The sequence below is a fragment of the Parabacteroides sp. TM07-1AC genome (assembly GCF_003480915.1).
Lineage (GTDB): Bacteria > Bacteroidota > Bacteroidia > Bacteroidales > Tannerellaceae > Parabacteroides > Parabacteroides chongii.
In genome coordinates this window covers 257892-282182 of record NZ_QUKD01000006.1, presented here as the reverse complement: position 1 = coordinate 282182, position 24291 = coordinate 257892, and the positions used below count along the sequence as shown (strand labels likewise).

Annotated in this window: 15 protein-coding genes; 7 read left to right on the top strand and 8 right to left on the bottom strand. The window is 42.8% G+C overall.

Features of this window, described 5'->3' with window-relative positions:
• Complete coding sequence (locus DXD68_RS14270) at positions 1 to 4143, bottom strand: hybrid sensor histidine kinase/response regulator transcription factor (protein WP_122362231.1); 4143 nt, start codon at positions 4141 to 4143, stop codon at positions 1 to 3.
• Between the two features lie 303 nt (positions 4144 to 4446).
• Between DXD68_RS14270 and DXD68_RS14265 the strand changes: the two genes are divergently transcribed.
• The 3 genes from DXD68_RS14265 to DXD68_RS14255 all read left to right on the top strand — a co-directional run bounded on the left by DXD68_RS14265 (position 4447) and on the right by DXD68_RS14255 (position 6712).
• Positions 4447 to 5997 carry a PglZ domain-containing protein gene (locus DXD68_RS14265; RefSeq protein WP_122362230.1) on the top strand — a complete coding sequence of 517 codons (1551 nt, stop codon included), beginning with the start codon at positions 4447 to 4449 and terminating at the stop codon, positions 5995 to 5997.
• A gap of 79 nt (positions 5998 to 6076) precedes the next feature.
• Positions 6077 to 6496 (top strand): tRNA (adenosine(37)-N6)-threonylcarbamoyltransferase complex ATPase subunit type 1 TsaE, encoded by a 420-nt coding sequence (gene tsaE, locus DXD68_RS14260; RefSeq protein WP_122353169.1) that lies wholly within the window; start codon positions 6077 to 6079, stop codon positions 6494 to 6496.
• 3 nt (positions 6497 to 6499) lie between these two features.
• Positions 6500 to 6712 carry an immunity 17 family protein gene (locus DXD68_RS14255; protein WP_122362229.1) on the top strand — a complete coding sequence of 71 codons (213 nt, stop codon included), beginning with the start codon at positions 6500 to 6502 and terminating at the stop codon, positions 6710 to 6712.
• Positions 6713 to 6829: 117 nt separating this feature from the next.
• Here the strand turns inward: DXD68_RS14255 and rnr are convergent, their stop codons facing one another.
• Both rnr and DXD68_RS14245 read right to left on the bottom strand, forming a co-directional pair.
• Positions 6830 to 9010: a ribonuclease R gene (gene rnr, locus DXD68_RS14250; protein WP_122362228.1), complete on the bottom strand. Its 2181-nt coding sequence runs from the start codon at positions 9008 to 9010 to the stop codon at positions 6830 to 6832.
• 105 nt (positions 9011 to 9115) lie between these two features.
• Positions 9116 to 10039 (bottom strand): SMP-30/gluconolactonase/LRE family protein, encoded by a 924-nt coding sequence (locus tag DXD68_RS14245; protein WP_122362227.1) that lies wholly within the window; start codon positions 10037 to 10039, stop codon positions 9116 to 9118.
• Positions 10040 to 10537: 498 nt separating this feature from the next.
• Here DXD68_RS14245 and DXD68_RS14240 point away from each other — a divergent pair, with 498 nt between their 5' ends.
• The 4 genes from DXD68_RS14240 to DXD68_RS14225 all read left to right on the top strand — a co-directional run bounded on the left by DXD68_RS14240 (position 10538) and on the right by DXD68_RS14225 (position 15788).
• Positions 10538 to 11677 carry a hypothetical protein gene (locus tag DXD68_RS14240; protein WP_122362226.1) on the top strand — a complete coding sequence of 380 codons (1140 nt, stop codon included), beginning with the start codon at positions 10538 to 10540 and terminating at the stop codon, positions 11675 to 11677.
• Between the two features lie 72 nt (positions 11678 to 11749).
• The gene (locus tag DXD68_RS14235) at positions 11750 to 13615 is read left to right on the top strand and encodes a DNA topoisomerase IV subunit B (RefSeq protein ID WP_122362225.1); all 1866 of its coding nucleotides are present in this window, start codon (positions 11750 to 11752) and stop codon (positions 13613 to 13615) included.
• 50 nt (positions 13616 to 13665) lie between these two features.
• Positions 13666 to 14175 carry a pantetheine-phosphate adenylyltransferase gene (gene coaD / locus DXD68_RS14230; RefSeq protein WP_122362259.1) on the top strand — a complete coding sequence of 170 codons (510 nt, stop codon included), beginning with the start codon at positions 13666 to 13668 and terminating at the stop codon, positions 14173 to 14175.
• A 23-nt stretch (positions 14176 to 14198) separates the two neighbouring features.
• On the top strand, positions 14199 to 15788 hold the full coding sequence (locus DXD68_RS14225; protein ID WP_122362224.1) for a S41 family peptidase: 1590 nt from the start codon (positions 14199 to 14201) through the stop codon (positions 15786 to 15788).
• Positions 15789 to 15872: 84 nt separating this feature from the next.
• On the opposite strand, the gene DXD68_RS14220 is transcribed toward DXD68_RS14225, so the two are convergent.
• From DXD68_RS14220 to DXD68_RS14200, 5 genes are all read right to left on the bottom strand, one after another.
• Complete coding sequence (locus DXD68_RS14220; RefSeq protein ID WP_122362223.1) at positions 15873 to 16829, bottom strand: alkaline phosphatase; 957 nt, start codon at positions 16827 to 16829, stop codon at positions 15873 to 15875.
• A gap of 20 nt (positions 16830 to 16849) precedes the next feature.
• Entirely contained in the window at positions 16850 to 17854 is a 1005-nt protein-coding gene (locus DXD68_RS14215; protein WP_122362222.1) for a metallophosphoesterase family protein, read from the bottom strand.
• A gap of 21 nt (positions 17855 to 17875) precedes the next feature.
• Positions 17876 to 18805, bottom strand: a complete 930-nt coding sequence (locus DXD68_RS14210; protein WP_410510725.1) for an endonuclease/exonuclease/phosphatase family protein — start codon at positions 18803 to 18805, stop codon at positions 17876 to 17878.
• Positions 18806 to 18886: 81 nt separating this feature from the next.
• Complete coding sequence (locus DXD68_RS14205) at positions 18887 to 20668, bottom strand: RagB/SusD family nutrient uptake outer membrane protein (RefSeq protein WP_147382997.1); 1782 nt, start codon at positions 20666 to 20668, stop codon at positions 18887 to 18889.
• Positions 20669 to 20695: 27 nt separating this feature from the next.
• Positions 20696 to 24097 (bottom strand): TonB-dependent receptor, encoded by a 3402-nt coding sequence (locus DXD68_RS14200; protein ID WP_158585888.1) that lies wholly within the window; start codon positions 24095 to 24097, stop codon positions 20696 to 20698.
• Positions 24098 to 24291: the final 194 nt, after the last annotated feature.

Below are 24291 nucleotides of genomic sequence, written 5' to 3'. Positions count from 1 at the left end.
TTACTCTCTTTTCATGTAGTCGGACGGCAACGTCCCGAATTCATCTTTGAAATATTTACGGAATAATTTGATGTCGTTGAAACCGACCTCACTGGCAACCTCGTTGATACGCATCTGACTTTTCTCCAGCAATTGCGCTGCCCGTTTCATACGGATTGCACGAATCAGTTCGACCGGCGTTTTACCCGTTATCGAAAGTGTTTTCTTATAAAAGTTCACACGGCTCATCCCCATCTCCCGGCTCAACCGCTCGACAGAAAGTTCCGGATTAGCTATTTGTTCTTCGATATAGGCTATCGCTTTCCGCATCAGCTGCTCATCCATCGAACTGATCGGGATATCGGCCAATTGAATACCTGTTTGCGATGATTGCATGAACTGCTTCTGCAACCGTTTCTTCATTTCTACCAGATGCTGTATCTTCAGAATCAACATATCCATATTGAACGGTTTGCCGATATAATCGTCGGCTCCTGCTTCCAGACCGGTCATTTTACTCTCTTCTGCCGATTTCGCCGTCAAAAGAATTACTGGAATATGAGATGTACGGATATCCTGTTTGATTCGTTTACACAAAACGATCCCATCCGTTACCGGCATCATCACATCACTGACTACCATATCCGGAAGTTCTGCCAGAATAACTTTCCAGGCCTGTTCACCGTCATCAGCCGTAAATACATGGTACAAGCCACTCAAACTCAACTTCATGAATTCACGGAAATCTGCATTATCATCGACAATGAGTAAAGTCGGTTTATTCGGCTCCGTACGCATCTCCGTATTTTCTTGCTGTGTCTGTCCGAATATTTCGTTTTCTTCTGATATCCCTGTCCTTTCCCCGACTCCGGCCGTATCCGATTTATCCGGTGAAGAGATAATCTCCTGTATCTCCGGAAGTTCGATCGGAAGCGATACCGTAAACGTACTTCCTTTTCCAACCTGGCTTTTGACGGAGATCGCTCCGTTATGCAACTTGACAAACTCACGGCATAAATGTAATCCGATGCCTGTTCCAACCACCGTTCCGGATTTATCTTCCGACGGTATCTGATAGAAGCGATTGAAGATCAGATCATATTTATCTTCTTCAATCCCTATTCCCGTATCAATGACCTGGATCAATAACATGCTTTTTCCTTCCTCATCCTGTTGCATGCTCAGGTTAACAGATATCTCCCCTCCTTCAGGTGTGAACTTGAAAGCGTTACTTAATAAATTGGATACGATCTTAAAAACCTTATCCGTATCGAATTTCATGACCAACGAAGGGAAGGAAGTCGTATACGAAAAACGAATATTCTTTTTCTCCGACAGTTCCTTAAATGAATAAGTAATATTCCTGACAAACAACACGATATCTCCGGAGGACAAAAGTAACTGGACACCCTGCACATCGATCTTCCTGAAATCGAGTAACTGGTTTACCAAACGTAACAACTGGTTCGCATTCTGGTAGATCAACTTCAGTATCATCTGATTCTCCGGGTTACTTTCGCTCTTCATCAGCTTCTCTATCGGTGTAATGATCAGGGATAAAGGCGTACGAAACTCATGGCTGACATTGGTGAAGAAGCGTAATTTCATCTCATCCATCTCATGAAGCTGGTTGGCCCGTATCCGTTCCTGCTCTTTCTCAAATTTTCGCTTTTGAATATGAAGGATACCTCGGATAATGGCGAATACGATAATGGCAGCCAGGATACAATATAAAAAGATCGCCCAGTTGGTCGCCCAGAAAGGAGGCATGATCGTTATCTTTAGTTTTATCGGCTCCTGCCCCCAAACACCGTCATTATTTTCTGCTTTCAACAGAAAGGTATAGGTTCCGGGAGAAAGATTGGTATAAGTAATATTTCGGTTTACCGCATCGATGGTAGCCCATTTTTTGTCGAAGCCTTCCATTATATACGAAAAGCGGTTCTTCTCCGGAAGAAAATAGCTAAGAGCCGCGATATTCAAAGAAAAACTACGTTCATCATATTGCAACGACAACTCGTTGCAATAGCTGATATCATCCTGCAGGATGATACGCCCGTTATATGGCTGTCCGGGCAAAATCTGATCATTCTGTACCAGGAAACCCGTAACGGCAACTGCCGGAGGATAGAAATTATATTTTATCCGGGAAGGATTAAAAACAGTCAGTCCGTTCGTTCCTCCGAAGATCAGTTCTCCTGAAGCAGAGCGGCATACACTGTTCCGGTTAAAAACACGACCTTGCACACCCTCATTCTCATAATAAGTGACACAATTAAACCGATATGTTCCGTCCTTCTTATAATGTGGGGTTAGCTGGAGTAAACCGTTCTTCGTCCCAAGCCACAAAACATAAGTATCATCTTCCCGGATAGACATAATATCGTTGTCAGGCAAACCATTCGTTTTATCCAGTTGATATAGTTTATCGTGGGAAGGGTCATAAACGGTCAGTCCGTTATTACTGCCGATCCACAACAGATTACGGCTATCCCGGTAAACTGTATTGATCGCTTTATCATTGAACACTTTCCCCCTGTTCATCTCCCCTTTAAAAGAAGATACACGCCCGCTTTTCGTATCGAGCATATTCACACCCAACGAGGTACCTATCAGTAATTCATCCTTATTACCTTTGGATATGGAATAAATATAATCGGAGCCCAATGGATTCTCCGGGTCACCCGAATGGAAATGTGACCATTCCCCCGTCTTCAGCTCCAGACAATCCATACCTCCTCCCAGCGTGCCGATCCAAAGATTGCCGACCTCATCTGCATAAAGACTGTATACACTGTTGTTCGATAACTCTTTCAAACTGTCGGTCTGAGGACGGTAATGTTTAAAACGGTTCCCGTCAAAACAATCCAGTCCACCGACATAAGTACCGATCCAGAGATTACCGCTGGCATCATTTTCCAGACAAACAACAATGTTACTGCTGATACTCGACGGATCAGCCGGATCATGGCGATACTTCCGGTATTGTCCGGTTGTCCGGTTATAATATAACAATCCGTTCCCGTTAGTCCCGATCCACAAATTCCCGGAACGATCTTCCAGGACGCAATTACAGTCATTGATCTCCGCATCCTCAGCCTCCATAACCGGATAACGGAGCGAACGGAACTTAAAGATACTTTCATGATAATAGTTAATACCGTTCTTGTAAGTACCTGTCCAGATAATTCCCGTATCATCCTTATATAAACTGATCACACTGTTTTGACTGATACTCCGCAGGTCGAACGGATTATTCTTCAGGTAACGGATCGTTTCCGTCTTCTTGTCCAGCAGATTCAGGCCACCATGATCGGCAGCAATCCAGATCACGCCTTCCGAATCTTCCTCCACTCCCCGTATCAGCGAAGAATTCAGGGGAAGAGGAGAAGAAGTATTATATTGTTTCCACCTGCCATTCCGCGGAGTGAAACGGTACAATCCCCCATAACTTTCCGGATCCGGATAAACCCAGATCTCGTTATCACTATCTACGAACAGCATGAATCGTCTGGCTTTACACGCCTTTTTCAGATGGTCGTTCTTCAAGATGGACTTTCCCTGCTGCAAATCGATCATCTCGATCACACCGGACGTATGGATCACATACAATATCTCTCCCTTCTGATATACATCGCACACCTGCCCTTCCGACGGATCAACCGGATAAACAACCGCTTTTCCGGTAGAATAATCATAGGCATACAATTGATTATCTGAAGTACTGAAAATCAATTGCAGGTCTTTCCCTTGAAAGACACCTGATATATTAGCAGGCAAACCCAATTCTTTCCGGGCCTCTTCCAATGTCAGAAATATATTTTTAACCGGATTATAGACTCCAACCTTTCCGTCTTCATAAGAGATCCACAGATTTCTGTCTGCCGTTTCCGTGATCTGGGTCACATAAGCTTCCGAAAATAGCGCACCGTCCACTTCATGCCGGAAGGCGCGGAACTCATAGCCGTCGAAACGGCTCAGTCCCGAACTCGAACCAAACCACATAAATCCTTTCCGGTTTTTATAGATACAGGTCACTTCATTAGACGATAACCCGTTGTTTACATCCAGACGGTTAAACAGGATTTTATTCTCTACCCCTTGTACGAGAGTAACCGTACAGAGTAAACAAACAATAATATATATAAATCGCGTTCTATTCATACAACAGTAATAGACTAATCGGTTTCATATCCTTTATCCCTGATAACAGGTTTACAAACTTATCATTTTTTGTCTGTACAGACAGGGGATATTTGTAACTTTTTACAGGTTATTTTGTTATTGTAATCAGAATATCAGGGATAATAAGTATTATTATTCACCTATTATCATGATATTTACAAAATAAAACACAAGGATATAAAAGACCGTAAAAAAACAGGGATCAATATACAAAACCGGAACAAGCATCGTTATTATGTAAACTATTCCGATTAAATTTGTAAGAAATAATTTAGGAAACATATGGCAGTAAAGAAAGACAGAGTACTTTGGGCAGATGATGAGATCGATTTGTTGAAACCTCACATTTTGTTTCTACAGGATAAAGGGTATGAAGTGATTCCGGTGATCAGCGGGCAGGATGCTATCGACTGTTGCCGGGAGCAATCGTTCGATATCATATTCCTGGACGAGAACATGCCGGGTCTGACCGGTTTGGAGACACTGGCACAGATCAAAGAGATCAATCCCAACGTTCCGGTCGTCATGGTTACCAAAAGCGAGGAAGAGAGCATCATGAACCAGGCTATCGGGAATAAGATTGCCGATTACCTGATCAAGCCGGTCAACCCGAATCAACTGCTTCTTTCCATCAAAAAGAACGTTCATAAAAATGTGATTATTTCGGAAACGACGACAGTCGGCTACCAGCAGGAATTCAACCGTATCGGCATGCAGATCAACGATTCGCTAACCACCGACGATTGGATGGAGCTATACAAAAAACTGGTCTACTGGGAACTGGAACTGGAAAGCAGCCAGGTACAAATGACCGATATGCTCCGGATGCAGAAAGAAGAAGCGAATAAAGCTTTCGGCAAATTCGTAAAAAAGAATTACGTAAACTGGATACAGAACCCAGCCGAGCGTCCTTTGATGAGTCCGGACCTGTTCAAGAAAAAAGTATTCCCGTTGCTGGATAACGACGAGAAGGTCTTTTTCATCCTGATCGATAACTTCCGTCTAGACCAGTGGCGCGTGGTAAAAGACCTGCTGGCTGAATATTTCACTTTCGATGAAGGATTATATTACAGTATTCTGCCTACTGCTACCCAATATGCACGCAATTCCATCTTCTCCGGCCTGATGCCTTTGCAGATAGAGAAAATGTTCCCGGATTTATGGGTGGACGAGGAAAGCGAGGAAGGCAAAAACCTGAACGAAGAACCTTTGATCCAGACACAGATCGACCGCTTCCGTAAGAAATATAGCTTCTCTTACAACAAAGTACACGATTCGCAATACGGAGAAAAGCTACTGAATATGATCTCTTCTCTGACACATAACCAGTTGAATGTCGTTGTCCTCAACTTCGTGGATATGTTGTCGCATGCCCGTACGGAAATGAAAATGATCCGTGAACTGGCGCAGAGCGAAGCGGCTTACCGCAGCCTGACCCGTTCCTGGTTCCAGCATTCCACCACTTTGGAGCTGTTCAAACGTATCTCCGACAAAGGTTATAAAGTAATTGTGACCACCGACCACGGGACCATTCGTGTCGACAACCCGATCAAAGTGATCGGTGACCGGAACACGAATACAAATCTCCGTTATAAAGTCGGTAAGAATTTGAATTACAACCCGAAGGAGGTACTGGAAATACGTGACCCGGAAAAAGTGGGCCTGCCCTCTCCCAACCTGAGCAGTAAATACATTTTTGCGATGAACGATGACTTCTTCGCCTATCCGAACAACTACAATTATTATGTTTCTTATTACAAGAATACATTCCAGCATGGCGGGATTTCGATGGAGGAAATGATGGTACCGTTTATCACCATGATACCAAAATAATTGAAAATTGAGAATTGAGAATTGAAAATTAATATACCTTTGCAGGTAGATTACAAATGATCAATAATCAACAGACATCATGAGTATTATCAAGATTGAGAATTTAGATACCATCCGCCAGGCTGCCAAAGAGTTCATTGCCGGAATGGATGACCGTACCGTTTTTGCTTTCCATGGTAATATGGGAGCAGGTAAAACGACTTTCATCAAAGCGATTTGCGAAGAGTTAGGAGTAGAAGATGTTATCAACAGTCCGACATTTGCTATCATCAACGAATACCGTAGTGATACGACCGGCGAACTGATTTATCATTTCGACTTCTACCGCATCAACAAACTGAGCGAAGCAGAAGACATCGGTACAGAAGATTATTTCTACAGCGGTGCCCTTTGCTTTATCGAATGGCCGGAAAAGATCGAAGATTTACTTCCCGGCGATGTGGTGGATGTAACGATCAGTGAAAATCCTGACGGCTCACGGACCGTAGAAGTAAAATAACCGATGGAACCGACCGATTATTTCCTGTTAGCTATCTTTATCGCTCTGGGAGCCTTCTCTCTGATCGCCGCTATCTTTAATTTCGACTGGTATTTTGAAACCAGCGGAGCAACTACCTTTGTCAACAAATTCGGCAGGAAAGGAGCACGTATCTTTTATGCCTTGTTGGGATCGGCATTGATCGGATGCGGCGTACTTGGTCTGATTTATTGGTAATAGAAGATATTAGTGAGATTTCCGAAAAGAAACAAAAATACCTTTCCTACAAATAAAAAAGAGACAACTAATCCGTAGTACATTAGTTGTCTCTTTTATTTTATAGTTATCCGGTTCTTACTCCATCAACATAAAGTCCAGCTGCTTACGTTCCAGATTAGCATTTGCGATCTTCACAGTCACCGGGTCACCCAGACGGAAGCGACGTTTCTTGCGACGACCGATCAGGCTGTATGTTTCTTCATCCATGTCGTAGAAATCGTCACCGAGGTCACGGATAGGCACAAGCCCTTCACATTTATTCTCGTTCAGCTCCACGTATAACCCCCATTCCGTAACGCCGGAGATCACGCCATCGAACACCATGCCCAGTTTATCCTGCATGAACTCGACCTGCTTGTATTTGATAGAAGCGCGTTCGGCATTTGCCGCCACCTGCTCCATCGTCGAGCAATGGTCACACTTCTCCTCGTACTTCGCTTTTACCACACTACGTCCGCCATCCAGATAGCGCTCCAGTAAACGATGCACCATCATATCCGGATAACGACGGATAGGAGAAGTAAAATGCGTATAATATTCAAATGCCAGACCATAATGACCAATATTCTCTGTCGTATAACGGGCTTTCTGCATCGAACGGATAGCTAACGTCTCGATCAGGTTCTCTTCCGGTTTATCATGCACCTCGTCTAGCAAACGGTTCAAATTGCGTGAAATATCTATCTTACTGCTTCCTTCCGTTTTCATCTTATAACCAAAACGGCGGATAAAGGCGGCAAAGTTCTCCAGTTTGTCCGGATCGGGCAGATCGTGGATACGGTAAACAAAGGTCTTCTTCGTCTTCCCTTTAGGTACTTTACCGACAAATTCAGCCACCGTACGGTTCGCCAGCAACATAAACTCTTCAATCAGTTTGTTGGCATCTTTCGATTCCTTAATATAGGTGCTGATCGGCTTTCCGGTCTCATCGATCTCGAAGCGAACTTCGAAGCGGTCGAAATTAACGGCTCCGTTTTGGAAACGTTTCTCCCGCAATTTTTTAGCCAACCGGTCCAATACCAGTATTTCATCTTTATAGTCACCTTCTCCCGTCTCGATCACCTGCTGTGCCTCCTCATACGTAAAACGGCGGTCACTCTTGATCACGGTACGTCCGATATGCGATTTCTTTACATTCGCCTCATCGTCCAGCTCAAAGATAGCAGAGAAACATAACTTCTCTTCATCCGGACGCAACGAACAGATCTGATTACACAAGCGTTCCGGCAACATCGGGATGGTACGGTCTACCAGATAAACGGATGTCGCCCGGCTTTCCGCCTCACGGTCGATCAGGCTTTCCGGTTTCACATAATGCGTTACATCAGCAATATGTACGCCCACTTCCCAAGAGCCGTTATCCAAATGGCGGATAGACAAGGCATCGTCGAAGTCCTTCGCATCTTTCGGGTCGATGGTGAAAGTCAGAATCTGACGGAAATCCTCACGCTTGGCGATCTCTTCCTCAGGAATGGCATCGGATATTTTATTTGCCGCTTTCTCCACATTTTCCGGATAGGTATACGGCAAACCGAACTCAGCCAGTATCGCATGCATCTCTGCCGTATTCTGACCGGCTACACCCAAAATGTCGACTACTTCACCCAGCGGATTCTTTGCCTCATCGGGCCATTCCACGATACGGACAATAGCCTTATCGCCGTTCTTTCCGCCTTTCAGTTTGTCTTTCGGGATAAATATATCGTTGGCAAGTGTCTTGTTCTCGGTGATCAGGAAGGCAAAGCCTTTCGTCACCTGCAACTTACCGACAAATGTCTTTTTCTGGCTTTCCAGTACCTCGATCACTTCGGCTTCCGGTTCAGCTCCCTTGCGTTTAGCAAACAACTGCACCTTCACCTTGTCTCCGTCCATCGCATGTCCGGAATTTCGTTCTGCCACGAAAACCGGCGCACCACCGTCTTCCGGTATAAACGAGTTCTTCCCGTTGCTCCGACGTCCGAATGTTCCGATTGCAGTCGTACCGAGACCGTTATAGCGATAACGTCCGCGGTCTATTTCTGTAATAAAGTTCTCGGCCGAAAGATCATACAGCAGGTCTACCACCTGTAGTTTCTGTACCTGGCTTTCCACGCCGATCAGTTTGCTTATTTGTTTATAGTTAAATGGTTCCTTGGGAGAGGATTGAAAGACAGACATCACAGAATGAAGCATAGCTTCTTTCTTCATACGTTTTGCCTTATTCTTTTTCGGTTTATTTTCTTTATTATCCTTCTTCCCGGATTTGTTTTTCGTCATATATATCTTGTTATTTAATGAGAGAATCTCTTCCCTCCTGCAAAATAAACAATTATAACCTGTATTTTGTTTACTAACAGATTAAATGATTGCTTATTCTGTCTGTTACTTAAATTTGTAAGGCTTCGGTCCGCTTGTTCCGGGTTTACAAACAAAAAGACTGCCGCTAAGAGGGTATTCTTCCAATTGTTCCTTCGAAAGTCCGGCCCGTGCCGTTGTAATGTAGAGCGTATCCATATCCTTGCCCCCGAATGCACAGGAAGCGACGTTAGGAGCCGGAACTTCTACTTTTGCCAGTAGCTCACCCGTGTAAGGGCAATAGCAGTACACACCAAAACCGCCCCATTGAGCCACCCATAAATTATCGTTGCCATCGATTGTCATTCCGTCAGGAGCACCCGAACCCGCCGGCAATGTGACAGCAATACCATCGAACAGGATCTCTCCCGACTTTTCATCATACCGGTAACGAGCCACCTTACCGGTCGGAGTATCATTATAATACATATACTTTTTATTCGCCGACCAAACAATCCCGTTAGAAATAGTCACCGCCTTCAACTTGGTCGTCACCGTGCCGTCAGAATCAACTGTGTATAATGTCCCTGCACCTTTAGGAGCACCAAAACCCATTGTCCCTATCCACAAACGGCCAGCCGGATCACATTTGCCGTCGTTGCATCTGACTTTCCCCTCATGGTCGGGAATCGGAGCTACCGACGACAGACTTCCGTCATTCAGATTCACCCGTACAATCTCATCTTGAAGAGAAACGACAACCGTACTGTCTGTCTCCGGCACGACAGTCGAAACCATGCGATCAAATTCCCATGTTTTACAATCCTGCTTATCCGGATAATATTCATACAACGTCTGCCCTTCAATGTCTACCCAGAATAACGTATTCCTGTCCGGATGCCAGATAGAGCCTTCGCCGGTTGTTGCTTCTGCTTTAAATGCCAGTTCCGAATGAAGTTCTTTCGGAGTAAATTTACATGATGAACCCGTGATAAGAGGTACTGTCAACATAATTATTTTGATTAAGTTTTTCATGGTGAATAATCTATTTCGCGCCTGTTATACATGCAAATATAATGGTAATTTAACAATCCTAGCTAAGAACAGTCAATTAATTACCCAAAAGAGGAGACTATTTATCCATATCGCATCCGGACAGGACACCGGGCCGGTTGGAGGTAGCTGCCGGAGTTGCTGGAATTTCCTGCTTAGGAAACTCCGGTTTCCCAGGCAGGAAACTCTAGTTCCCTCCGCAGGAAATTACAGTTCCCCGCGCAGGGAACTGGAGTTTCCAAAGCAAGGAACTACGAGGAAACTGTAATAAACTGGGAATCTGCCCACTAAGCATTTCCACAAAGTCCCTGTTGTAAAGGGCTAAATCCGGCATATTTAAAAGTCGGAAAACAGGTCTCACCGAGACCTAAACGACTAATTAACAAATTAACTAAGTAGCGGATTATTAAGTAACAAATTAATTGTGTAAATTTGCCGTTCTAATTAAATGAACCAATGAGCGTAGTAATTAAAGAAGTTACCAGCAAAAAGGAACTGAAGAAATTTGTTAAGTTCAATATTGATTTATACAAAGGTAACCCCTATCATATACCGGGATTGATCGAAGAGGAGATGGTTACACTGGATAAGAAAAAGAATCCGGCATTCGAAGTTTGCGATGCCGTCTATTTTCTTGCCTATAAGGATGATAAGATTGTCGGCCGTATTGCCGGAATGATCAATCGTCGCAGTAACGAAGTGTGGAACCAGGAACGTGCCCGCTTCGGTTTCCTTGATTTCATCGATGATGCCGAGGTAGTCGATGCCCTGTTCGGTGCTGTTGAAAAATGGGCGAAAGAACAAGGGATGAAGGAGATACACGGACCGATGGGATTTACCGATATGGATCATGAAGGGATGCTGATCGAAGGATTCGACCAACTCGGGACGATGGCTGCGATCTACAATTATCCTTATTACCCGAAACATATGGAACGTATCGGATATGAGAAAGATCAGGACTGGCACGAGTTCAAGATATATATACCGGAAGGTATTCCCGAAAAACATCAACGTATCGGAGAGATCGTTAAAAAGAAATACGGCTTGAAAACCATGAAGTTCAAAAACACAAAGGAGATATGGCCGTATGCACAGAAGATATTCGAAACTTTGAATGCTGCTTACGCTCCATTGTACGGTTTTGCTCCGCTGACACAGAAGCAGATCGATTATTATGTGAAGCAGTATATCCCGATGATCCGTCTGGATCTGGTGACTCTTATTATCAGGGAAGAAGACGATACGGTAGTAGGCTTCGGAATTTCACTGCCCAGTCTCTCGCATGCTATGCAGAAGGCAAAAGGACATTTGTTTCCTTTCGGATGGATACATCTGCTGAAAGCATTGAAGACAAAGCCCAAAGTGATCGACCTGTATCTGACAGGTGTATTGCCGGAGTACCAGAACAAGGGAGTCAACGCATTATTATTCAACGACCTTATCCCTGTATATATCGGCTTGGGAGTTGAATATGCCGAGAGTAACCCGGAGCTGGCAAGCAACAATGCCGTACAGGCCCAATGGGATTATTTCAAACGTGAACATCATAAAACGAGAAGAGCATTCATTAAAAAATTGAAAGTTGAGAATTGAAAGTTGAAAATTCACTAATTTCACTCTCAAATAATTTTCAATTTTCAATTATCAATTTTCAATTAATCAGACATGGAAGAACTGAATTCAACAATGCAACAACCGACAGCGTATAATGACGACGATATCAAGACGCTGGACTGGATGGAACATATCCGCCGACGTCCTGGTATGTATATCGGTAAACTGGGAGATGGTAGTTATGCGGACGATGGAATCTATGTATTGCTGAAAGAAGTACTCGACAACTCCATCGACGAATATATGATGGGGTATGGTAAAACCATAGAAGTCACCGTAGAAGAAGGTACGGTTTCTGTCAGAGACTACGGCCGCGGTGTTCCTCTGGGAAAGGTAGTCGACGTTTCCAGCAAGATGAATACAGGTGCCAAGTACGACAGTAAGGCTTTTAAAAAGTCTGTCGGACTGAACGGTGTCGGTATCAAAGCCGTGAACGCCCTAAGCAGTTATTTCCTGATCACCAGTTTCCGTGACGGAGAATGCAAGCGGGTCGAATACAACAAGGCAATCATCACCGAAGAATCCGGTATCCAGCCGACTACCGAAGCAAACGGGACGCTAACCTATTTCATTCCCGACAAAGAGATTTTCAAGGAATACCAGTATAAGGATGAGTTCATCGAGAGCCTTCTGAAGAATTATGTCTTTCTGAACTCGGGTCTGACCATTATGTACAACGGGAAAAAGTTCCACTCACGTAACGGACTGGTCGACCTGCTGAATGAAAATATGACCACCGAACCTCTCTATCCGATCATCCACCTGAACGGAGAAGACATCGAGGTGGTTATCACCCATAGCAACCAATACGGCGAAGAATATTACTCTTTCGTGAACGGTCAGTACACGACACAGGGAGGAACGCATCTTTCCGCTTTCCGTGAAACGCTGGGACGTGTCATTAAAGAGTATTACAACAAGAACTTCGAATATTCGGATATCCGTGCGGGTATCGTTGCCGCCATCAGCATCAAGGTAGAAGAGCCGGTGTTCGAGAGCCAGACAAAAACCAAGCTGGGTTCCAAAGATATAGGTCCCGAAGGTCCGACTGTGGCTAAATTTGTCGGCGACTTTATCAAGAAAGAGCTGGATAACTATCTCCATAAGAACACCGATACTTCAGAAGCGTTGCTGCGTAAGATACTGGAGTCGGAAAAAGAACGCAAGGCCATTGCCGGCGTAACCAAACTGGCACGCGAAAGAGCCAAAAAGGCGAACCTGCATAATAAGAAACTGCGTGACTGCCGTATCCACCTGAATGATGCCAAAGGCGACCGTACGGAAGAAAGTTGCATCTTCATCACCGAGGGTGACTCGGCGAGCGGATCCATCACGAAGAGCCGCGATCCGAACCTGCAGGCTGTTTTCAGTTTGCGCGGTAAGCCACTGAACAGTTTCGGCCTGACTAAAAAGATCGTTTACGAAAATGAAGAGTTCAACCTGCTGCAAGCCGCTCTGAATATTGAAGACGGCCTGGAAGGTCTGAGATATAACAAAGTCATTATTGCTACCGATGCCGATGTCGACGGTATGCACATCCGCCTGTTGCTGATCACTTTCTTTTTGCAGTTCTTCCCCGACCTGATCAAACGGAATCATGTCTATATCCTGCAAACTCCGCTTTTCCGTGTACGTAACAAGCAAAAGACGTATTATTGCTATTCGGAAGAAGAACGGCTGGCAGCCATCCAGGCTGTCGGAAAGAATCCGGAGATTACCCGATTCAAAGGTTTGGGAGAAATCTCACCGGACGAGTTCCGCAACTTTATCGGCAAAGACATGCGTCTCGACCCAGTAACAATGAAAAAAGAAGACCTGGTGAAAGATATGCTTGAATTTTATATGGGTAAGAACACCATGGAAAGACAGAACTTTATCATCGATAACCTGGTTGTAGAAGAAGACGTTGTTAATTGACAATTGACAATGAAATATAAATAATGGAAAAGAATATAACAGACAAGAATATGGATACCTCTCCCGATAATTGTCAATTGTCAATTGTCAATTGTCAATTAAATAAGCGTATCGCCTTGTTCCCCGGAACATTTGATCCTTTTACGATCGGACATCAGTCACTGGTAAGCCGCGGGCTGGCACTGGTCGACGAGATCATTATTTCTATCGGTATCAACGACAAGAAACAGACATACTTCTCACTCGAAAAACGGGTCGAAGCCATCCGCAGTCTCTATAAAGACGAACCGCGGGTAAAAGTAATGTCGTACGATTCGTTGACCGTCGATTTTGCCAAAGAAGTCGGTGCCGGTTTTATCATGCGCGGCATCCGTACCGTCAACGATTTCGAATACGAGAAGAGCATCGCCGATGTCAACCGTAAACTGAGCGGCATCGAAACGTTCATTCTCTTTACAGAGCCTGAACATACGCACATCAGTTCCAGCATTGTACGCGAACTGTTGCGGTATGGCAAAGATATTTCACTGTTCGTTCCGAAGGGAACCAACTTATATTGACTATTTACGAAACAAAAATTAAAATGAAACGAATCGTAGTATCCCTGCTTGTCCTGATGGTCGCCATCACGACGGCAGTGGCCCAGAAACCGAATCCCGATGCCCGTAAATTATCCATGGCGTTATATGCCATCTCGAATCTCTATGTAGATCCGGTGGATGATTCCAAGCTGGTGGAAGATGCGATCATCGGCATGCTGGAAAAACTGGACCCGCATTCCAACTATATGGATCCGGAAGAGACAAAAGAGATGACTGAACCGTTGCAAGGCAACTTTGACGGTATCGGTATCCAGTTCAATATGCTGACAGATACATTATATGTTATCCAGGTAATCCCCGGCGGTCCTTCCGAAAAGGTTGGTCTGGTAGCCGGCGACCGTATCATCATGGTCGACGATACATTGATCGCCGGTGTTAAAATGAAAACGACTGACATCATGAAACGCCTGCGCGGACCGAAAGGGACCGAGGTCAGCATAAAGGTGTTGCGTAATAAGAACCCGGAGCTGATCGAGTTTAAGATTATCCGTGGTAAGATACCTGTAACCAGCCTGGATGCCGCCTATATGGCAGACAAGCAGACCGGCTATATCAAGCTGAACCGTTTTGCCGCCTCCTCAGCAGACGAGTTCCGTGACGCTCTTGCCAAGCTGAAGAAACAGGGAATGAAGAACCTGATCCTCGACCTGCAAGGAAATGGCGGAGGCTATCTCAATATAGCTATCGAACTGGCGGATGAATTTCTGGATAAAGACAAACTGATCGTTTATACGGAAGGAAACAAACAGCCGCGCGATGAAGCAAAGTCAACGGTAAAAGGAAACTTTGAAGAAGGCCGCCTGGTCATTATGGTAGACGAATCGTCGGCTTCTGCCAGCGAGATCCTGTCCGGTGCCGTACAAGACTGGGACCGTGGTGTAGTTGTCGGTCGCCGCACATTCGGTAAAGGACTGGTTCAGAAACCGATCCCTATGCCGGATGGTTCAATGATCCGTCTGACAGTAGCCCGTTATTACACACCTACCGGACGAAGTATCCAAAAACATTATGAGAACGGTAAACTGGAGGACTACCAGCACGACCTGATCGACCGCTATAATCGTGGCGAACTGATGAGTGCCGACAGCATCCATTTCCCTGATTCAATGAAATATAATACACTGGAGACTAAACGTATCGTTTACGGCGGCGGCGGTATCATGCCCGACGTATTTATCCCTGTAGACACAACCCGCTATACCGATTACCACCGTAATTTGGTAGCCAGCGGACTGGTGAACCGTGTTTCCATGAGTTATCTGGACCGCAACCGTGCCGCGATGACCAAGAATTATCCGAAGTTCAGCCAGTACAAGAAAGATTTCGTTGTTCCTGAAGAGACATTACAGGAATTGATCGAACTGGGCAAAGGTGAGAAGATCGAGTTCAACGAAGAACAATACAATCGTTCCAAGCCACTTATCACTCTTCAGATAAAGGCTCTGATCGCCCGCGACCTGTACGATATGGCCGAATATTTCCAGATCATCAACGACGATAATCCCAGTTTCAAGGAAGCTCTCCGCATCATCAATGACGAGGCTGTTTATAATAAGGAGCTGGGAAGGTAAAAGTCAAGTTTTCAAAACACAAAAGAAGGAAGAAGGTATGTCATGGCTGACTAAGTTCGCTCTGACACACCTTTTTCTTTTTATTTATTTCTCGAAAACAGACGTAATTGGACGAGCAATCCATACCTGAGGCTGTTCGATATTAAACATATATCCGATGGTTCCGGCAATGTCGAATACCATCGTACTTTCAGGAATCACAAAACCTTTCTTAATACCTTTTCCATAAAATACAATCGGAGTCTGCATTTCATTCATAGTAATACCTCCGTGACCAGTGTCAATACCCCCATGATCGGCTGTTACCATAATTATTGTTTCATCCATTATCCCGGCATCTTCCACAGCTTTAACAATTGCATCCAGTCCTTTGTCCAAATGAGTAAGCATCTTGATGTATTCAGGAGTATCCCAACCGATGCCATGTCCAGTCCCATCGGGTTCAGCAAAAATAACAGCACACAGATTCGGCTTCTTTTCTTTAATATAGTTTACAGCCAAGGCGGTAGATTCTTCTACATTCTCTCCTGACAACGGAGCCGGTTGCACATAGTTGATAGAAAGCGTATCTGCCAAATAACGCATGCCGCCCCATTCATAAACATATCCGATCTCGGCAGTCGGCTGAGTTTTACGAACCATAGCAAATATATCCGGGAAGATTCCGTTTTCAGTCAATTCTCTTGAAGGAAGATCGGGTGTCTGGCTTCCCCATGTGGTATAGCCATGAAGTTCAGGACCTGCTCCCATCCACATAGAGGCCCAGTTTACTGCACTGGAAGAAGGGAGGACTGAGCGGTTCTTCAGCGTATAAGAACCTTTCTCCATCAAGCTTCTCAAAGTTGGCATATGCTTCATATCCGGCAAAGTTTTACCATCATTAATACTAGATGCGCTAAAACCGTCGAAACCGACTACAATTACATGTTTAGGAGCATTAGCCAATTGATTTGATTTTTGGGCCTCTACCTGAACGTTCCCTCCGCATGCACTTAAAACAAACAAGACTGCCGAAAGGCAGATGTACAAAATGTGTTTCATGTTGATTTATTGATATTTAGTTATTTAATATGTAAAGAAAAATCTTTGATCCAGGGAACTAACGGAAAAGAATACAGAGCATCCGGTATTCCCATATCCATGGGGGTAGGCGCAATGAATGTGCTCTCGCGCCCTTTCATCTTCAAGCAGTTCGGAGTTAACGTTACAATCGCAAAAAGAGAATCGGTATAAGGAACAGTATACTTTAAAGAAGGATGCTGTTTGTTTATCTCCTCACTGAAGCGTTCCGGACAGGCATATTCCTCACCGACCCATTGGTTGGAGGCACTGTTGATCTGAATATAAGTGATGCCGTTGATCTCTTTTGTATAATTTGTATGATCGTGCCCGCTGAAAGCGACAATTACCTTCTTAAAGCCACACCGCTTGTTTTCTGCCTCCAGGATACTGCGTACCAATTCCCTGTTCTGAACCGTATTTTCAAAGCATTCATGCGAGAAAAGAATACAACGTTTATTAGTAGCAGCCAGATCCTTTTTCAGCCATTCAATCTGTTCCGGATCTAGATGTTCGCGTTGGGACATATCTACATAGAAATTCCCGTTTTTATAAGGAATATATTCCCCATCAACAAATAAGTTATTCGGATCAAGCACGATAAAATGAAAATCACCTTTATCGAAAGAATAGTAACGGCTCTTCATTCCGACAAATTTCATATATTCTTCCTTGGTGCAGATATCCATATCATGATTACCTAAAACATGATACTTATCACCAGGGAACTTATCCCATAAATTCAGGAAAGGGATATTCGCCTCTTTGGCAAAACAGAAATCACCCAACTCAATAATAAAATCAACTTTATTTTTAGCTGCAGCCTCCAGGAAGACCTGTAACCGATGTTTTCCATCGTGGACTATATCCGGATGGATATCCGAGATAATACCAAACTTCAGTCGGCTGGATCTTGATGTTTCCATCTCAAGGCTGACACCTTTGGCTTTTGCTGCTGCCGCTACCAAGGAAAGCATGCAGCATTCAAGAAAATTACGACGTTTCATACTATATTTATTGTTGATATTCTAATCGAGTGAGAATGTAGTCATCACAAAACCATGATCGGAGGCATAGAAAAACTTCTCGCCATAAAAATCAAGATAACCTGGCAAATCTGTATTATATGATTCAGATTTGACAGCTTTCAGCTTATTACCTTTATAATAAATAAAATCAATACGGTCTTGACGATTTTTTTCATCTCCTGTCCAATACCAGGTAGGTCCAAGCTCCTTGACAGGGTCAGGGTGCAGTTCACGAAAGCTATCCTTAAAGCTATTCTCTTCCATAATTCTCGATACGGTCCAGTTTACAACAGCCCCACCATGATTATACATATTTTTAGTAGCTTCAGTCCAATCTAAATGAGAGTGATCATTAAAATCGCCCCCCATAATAATAGGTACACTGTCTGCCTCTGCCATTACCGGTTGTAGGACCGACAGAATCCTCAAAATCTCTTCATCCCGTGTTCCTTCATCATCCCAAGCCAGTATTTCAGCTTCTGTCTTTTCAGTCGGAACCAACCTCATATCAGGAAGATAATGCAGCCAGGTGTTGAACACACGTATCCGTTTACCATTTATATCCAACTCTACTCCACCGAAATTAAACGTTGCGATTGAGTCAGGGAAAGTATATGTTTTCAGAATCGGATAACGACTGTAAATAGAAAGATTATTCGATAGCAAACGATGATAATAACCCAAATGATCAGCCACTTGATCAGAACAACCATAGGTTTCAATCATCAAAATAACATCCGCATCACTCTTTTTCAATATCCCCATAGTCCCTTCACAACTCTTACCGGGATAAGCTTCCGAATGTCCGCCATGCCAGACATTCCATGATAAGACTTTTAACTCTTTTGCCGATTTTGATTGCCGGGACTGAGGAACACAAGCGAAAAATATAGTCAGTGTCACCAACACTCCCAATATTGTTTTTTTCATCATTTTATATTTTTATGGCAAAGGGAGAACAAAGTCTCCCTTTACTGTTTAAAATTTATTTACTTTGAAGTATTTTCATACCTACCAACCAGGATTCTGCTTCAGTGACGGATTTAAAGTCAATTCTACGGTTGGTATCGGAGACAAATAATCTCTATCCAGTTTAAACCGGAAGCCATTATCCATCGTCGCATAGTTCTTATACGGATCGATATATCCATTCTCATCCACTGACAAATTCTCCCATGCAGCGATAAAAGCAGGAGAAACTCCAGGATAATTGTTCCATTGTTCTTTCACAGCACCTTTAGGTCTGTAGCCGACAATAACTTCGTCTGCTGCGGCCCATCTGAAAATATCGTCTACTCTGAAACCTTCGCATGCCAATTCTACTTTACGTTCACGACGAATCTCATTCAATAACGGACTAATATTTTTAAATTGCCAGTTAGGATCGACCGGTATATTATTCATATCCAACAAACCGTCATTCATACCGACTCTTCGCCTCAAAGCATTGATTGTTTTATCTATATCCAACTGGTTGATCACTCCCAATTCGGCTTTTGCTTCCGCATTGATCAATAATGCCTCTGCATATCGAAAATAAATAACCGCAATGGTAGCCATTCCAGTATTATACTCTTCGTAGCTGGTATTAAACCCTTTATACAGTTGATAGCCAGTCGGACAAGTATTTTCTGCCGCTCCTTCAAAAACTGGAGTTTTGAAAAAACTATTATTTTCGACATACTGAATATGAGCCTCGTCATCCACAATGATAGTCTGATTAAGACGGGGATCCCTGTTGGCTACAACCTCTTTTAATGTAGCATCTCCCTTATATTGATCTGATAAAGTAATCGGCTTTCCGTCAAGGCACAGATAAGAATCTATCATACTCTTGGTCAAGCCACGGCCACCACCATTATATCCAGCCCAATGAGTATATAAATTATCCTCTTTCGAGAATTTACGCCATAACATAATCTCAGCATTAGAACTATAGTCTCTTTGATTGAATAAATTAGTATATCCATAATTTGTACCGTCCAGTAAAGCAGTTTTCCCATTAGTTGCAGCTAAAGCCATTAATGCATCCGATACATCAGCTGCTTTTTTAATGAACTTTTGTCCGTCGGCTCCATCTACTCTGAATGGAGTATTTTTTATTGCATGATATTTCTCCCAGGTTCCTTCATACAAGGCTATTCTGGCCTGTAATAACATGGCTACTTCCTTCGTAATCCGCCCAGTATAACTGCCTCGTTCCGGTAAATATTCTATCGCTCTATCCAAATCAACCATAATAGAGTCTACCACTTGATTTCTAGGCATCCGGGAACCATACAAAACACTCGATGTATTATCCAGCGTCCCGCTTATCCAAGGAAGGTCACCAAAACTACGTAATTTCCCAAAATAGAATATAGATCTGAAAAATAGAGTTTCTCCGACGTATTCTTTTACCTGATCCCAAGGCTCATTCACTTTCTCGTAATTACTCATAAAATAATTAATGTCCCGTAAAGCGGACCAATCAGATACACTCCAGCCTCCACCTGAAGCCGGCAGCGTATTTTCACCATTCATACCTGTATGATAGTTATATTTGATTTGCGTATCACTTCCGCTATCAGCATCATCTCCATACGGACCGATTGTCCCCCAATCAGTATAAGGCTTTAACAAATCTTTCCGGCTGTAGAAATTATTCACATACAATTTCAAATCATTGGATGTTTTCCAATAACTGGCATCACTCATGTTGACAATAGGAGTTCGTTCCAGAAAATCATCGTTACATGAACACAACAATCCAATCAAAACGATTATATATAAGCTGAATTTATATCTTCTCATTGTTTTTATATTCAAAAGGTTATACAATTAGAAAGTAACATTTAAACCTACAGACCAAGTTCTTTGTAATGGATATAGTTTACCGTTTGAAGCCGAGAACTCCGGATCAATGGTATTGAACATGCTGGAGAATGTCGCCAAATTATCTCCACTTACATAAATCCTCAGTCTTTCAAAATTGATCTTATTTATCAAAGATTTAGGGAATGAATATCCTATCTGCATATTTTTAATACGCATATACGCTGCGTTTTGTAAATAACGTGTTTGTGTCTGCGTATTCTTATTATTCTGCGAAGTCAGGTAAAACTTAGGAAAATATCCGTTAGGATTATCCTTTGTCCAACGATCGGAATGAACAGTAAATACAGAACTTTGCCATTGATCGCCGACAATACCCCAGAAATAATTTGAATCGACCCAGGCATCACGTTTCGCTACCCCCTGTAGAAAAAGAGAGAAATCAAATCCCTTATAGTCCGCACTCAGATTCACACCATAAGAAAAACGAGGGGTAGTATTTCCTATTACTTTCTTATCTCCGGGATTATCCAATGTATTATCTCCCCAATCTATCTTTTTATCACCATTCTGATCCACATAGCGAATATCTCCAGGGGTCCATTGCGCATAAATCTTTTCCTGGGAAGGAGCTGACGCTATTTCATCTTCAGAAGCAAAAACACCGTATGTTTCATATCCCCAGATGTCACCGACCTTACGTCCCTTGTACCAGGTTGTATTTAAACCGGTAGGATTAGGATATGAGGTAATTTCACTCATATAGTCACTTAATACAAAGTTCACCCCATAATTAACCTCCCCTATACGGTCTCGCCATGAAACAGACAAATCAAAACCTTTCGTATCCATAGAAGAATTATTCATTTGCGGAGAGTCAATTCCGATAATAGACGGCAATACTTCCGCTGGCCCTACAAAATCTTTAGAAGAACGCTTATACCAGTCGAAGGTAGCATTCAGACGATTGTTCAGGAATGTCATATCGACACCAAAATCAATAGTGGAAGTTGTTACCCAAGTCAAATTAGGATTAACCAAACCGGGATAACTTACGTAAGCTTGCCGCCCATCTGCAAAAATCCATTTACTATCACTTGGAGAAGAGGTTGACATCGACGGATAGAACGGGTAATAACTATCAATAAATCCCTGATCACCCAACGAACCATAAGAAGCTCTGAATTTGAATGTATTTACATAATCTTCTACCGGCTTCCAGAAATTCTCTTTTGATATCACCCATGCCACAGAAGCACCGGGATAGAATTTATATCTGACATCACTAAGGAAACGGGATGTACCATCATATCTGCCATTCAATTCAAATAAATATTTTTCCTTATAATTATAATTGATCCGCCCAAAACCACCCCGGACAGCCAATTGATTTGCTTTGTCTTCAATAAAAGGCGATTTACCATAAGTCAATGATAAAGAAGGTAGATTGTCTGAATACAAATCTGTATTCTTTGCCGAGGTTTTCAAATCATCATACAACTCCTGTGTATAACCGACCATTGCTTTAAAATAATGATCGCCTAACTGTTTTTCATAAGAAGAGAACAGATTGATTATATGATGCTGGTTCTTACTATTTATTCGTTTAAAAGAATTAGGAGTCGTTCCTGAATAAATAGCAGATGCGCCACTCGGATTTGTTACATATAATGTTTTAACATGCTCCGTTTCTTCCACAAACAATCCATCAAATGTATAATTTGCAGTTATATTCCATCCTGTCAATGGAGTTATGACAAATTCACCGGTCAATACAGCCTGGTCCGATGTAGATTTATCACGACCACCATCCAAATGTAAAGGAATCTCGCTGGGATAAGAATAGGCACCATCGGGATTCATTAACGGAGCTGTCGGCCATTTTCTTGCAATTTGATGCATATAATCTTTTGAACCGTTATATGTATTGGGAGAATCAGTCGTCCATCTGGCATAAGACGATCTCATATTAAAACTAAGCCATTTTACCAGATCGACGGATAAGTTTGTACGGACATTATAACGTTTATAGGAATCATCGCCATAATTATACATACCATCCTTCTGGTTATAACCAAGCCCTACATAATAATTAGTCTTATCCGTACCTCCTGATACACCGACATTATGCTGTTGGCTAAAAGAGAGATTCTTAAAATAAATATCAAACCAATCATTGTTCCCATTACCGGTCCATGTCTGCCATTCATCAATGCCCGGCGTCGGATCCGGTATTGTTTCATCTTTCATAATTCCGGATTGATAATCCTTTATTCGCTGTATATTTTCATCTGAAAAAACAGGAGCAATATTACCGTTCCTGGCTGCTTCATTATAGATATTTGCAAAATCCAGGGAATTCATCATCTTAGGTAAATTGATAGGCTGCGCAAAACCGAAATTATTGTTGTAAGTAATCTGAGCTTTAGAACCTTTCTTCCCTTTTTTGGTATTAATAATGATCACGCCGTATGGAGCGCTCGAACCATAGATAGCTGTGGAAGCTGCATCCTTTAGTACAGAGATACTTTCAACATCCTGCATATTGATAGAGTTGATATCCCCTCCCTGTACTCCATCAATAACAATCAACGGAGATTGTGATTTCGACTCCATCTTTCCATCGGCATCCAAACCGAAGCCGGTATAACCACGAATGTTGATCGTTTGATTTGCTCCCGGTGCACCTCCCGATGTAGACGATATATTCAGGTTAGCAACAGATCCTTGCAGGGCTTGAGTTATATTTGTTACAGGACGATTTTCCAGAACTTCCCCTTTTATTTGGGCAACAGCACCTGTTAAATTAACTTTCCTCTGCGTACCATAACCAACAACAACTACTTCCTCAAGGTTCTGTGTATCTTCTTCCATAACAATATCGAGCTTTGTTTTGCCCTGAACGGATAATTCCCTGGTCTTATAACCCAGATAAGTAAAAACCAATATGGCATGCTCGTTCGGTACTTCTATCGAATAATTACCATCTATATCCGTAACTGTTCCTGTAGATGTACCTTTAAGAACAATAGATACTCCTAACAGAAATTCCCCATAATTGTCTTTTACATTCCCGGTAATTATTTTCTTATCTTCTTTTTCTACTCTGGGTGCTTTAAATATAGTAATATGCCGGTCATTGATGGAAAAGGACAGATCCGTATTACTCAACACTTGTGTGAGAACCTCCTTTATATCTCCATTTTTTATGTTCACTTTTGCTTTAATATGGCTGACATCACTATCCCGGTAGTTGAACAGAAACTCACTCCGGCTTTCTATTTCGCTAAAAATATCCATCAGCGCAGTTTCCTCTGTTTCAATAGAAAGAGTAGTAGTCTGACTGTAAGAGGTCACAGCCTGCAATTGAAAAATGCATATAAATAAGATGATTAGTGTGATTTTCATAAGAAGCAATAGTCTTTTAACCTCTTTTTTGAAAGAGGCTTCGTTGATCCATATATTTTTCATATTTTTGTAAATGAATTAAGTTAACTAAATGCCGATTCATGTTATTACCAGTAACATGAATTGAGCGGTTAATTTCTCGAATCCAAGCCGGCTGCTTCCTCCAAGAATGGCCGGTTTGTTTTTTCCTAATA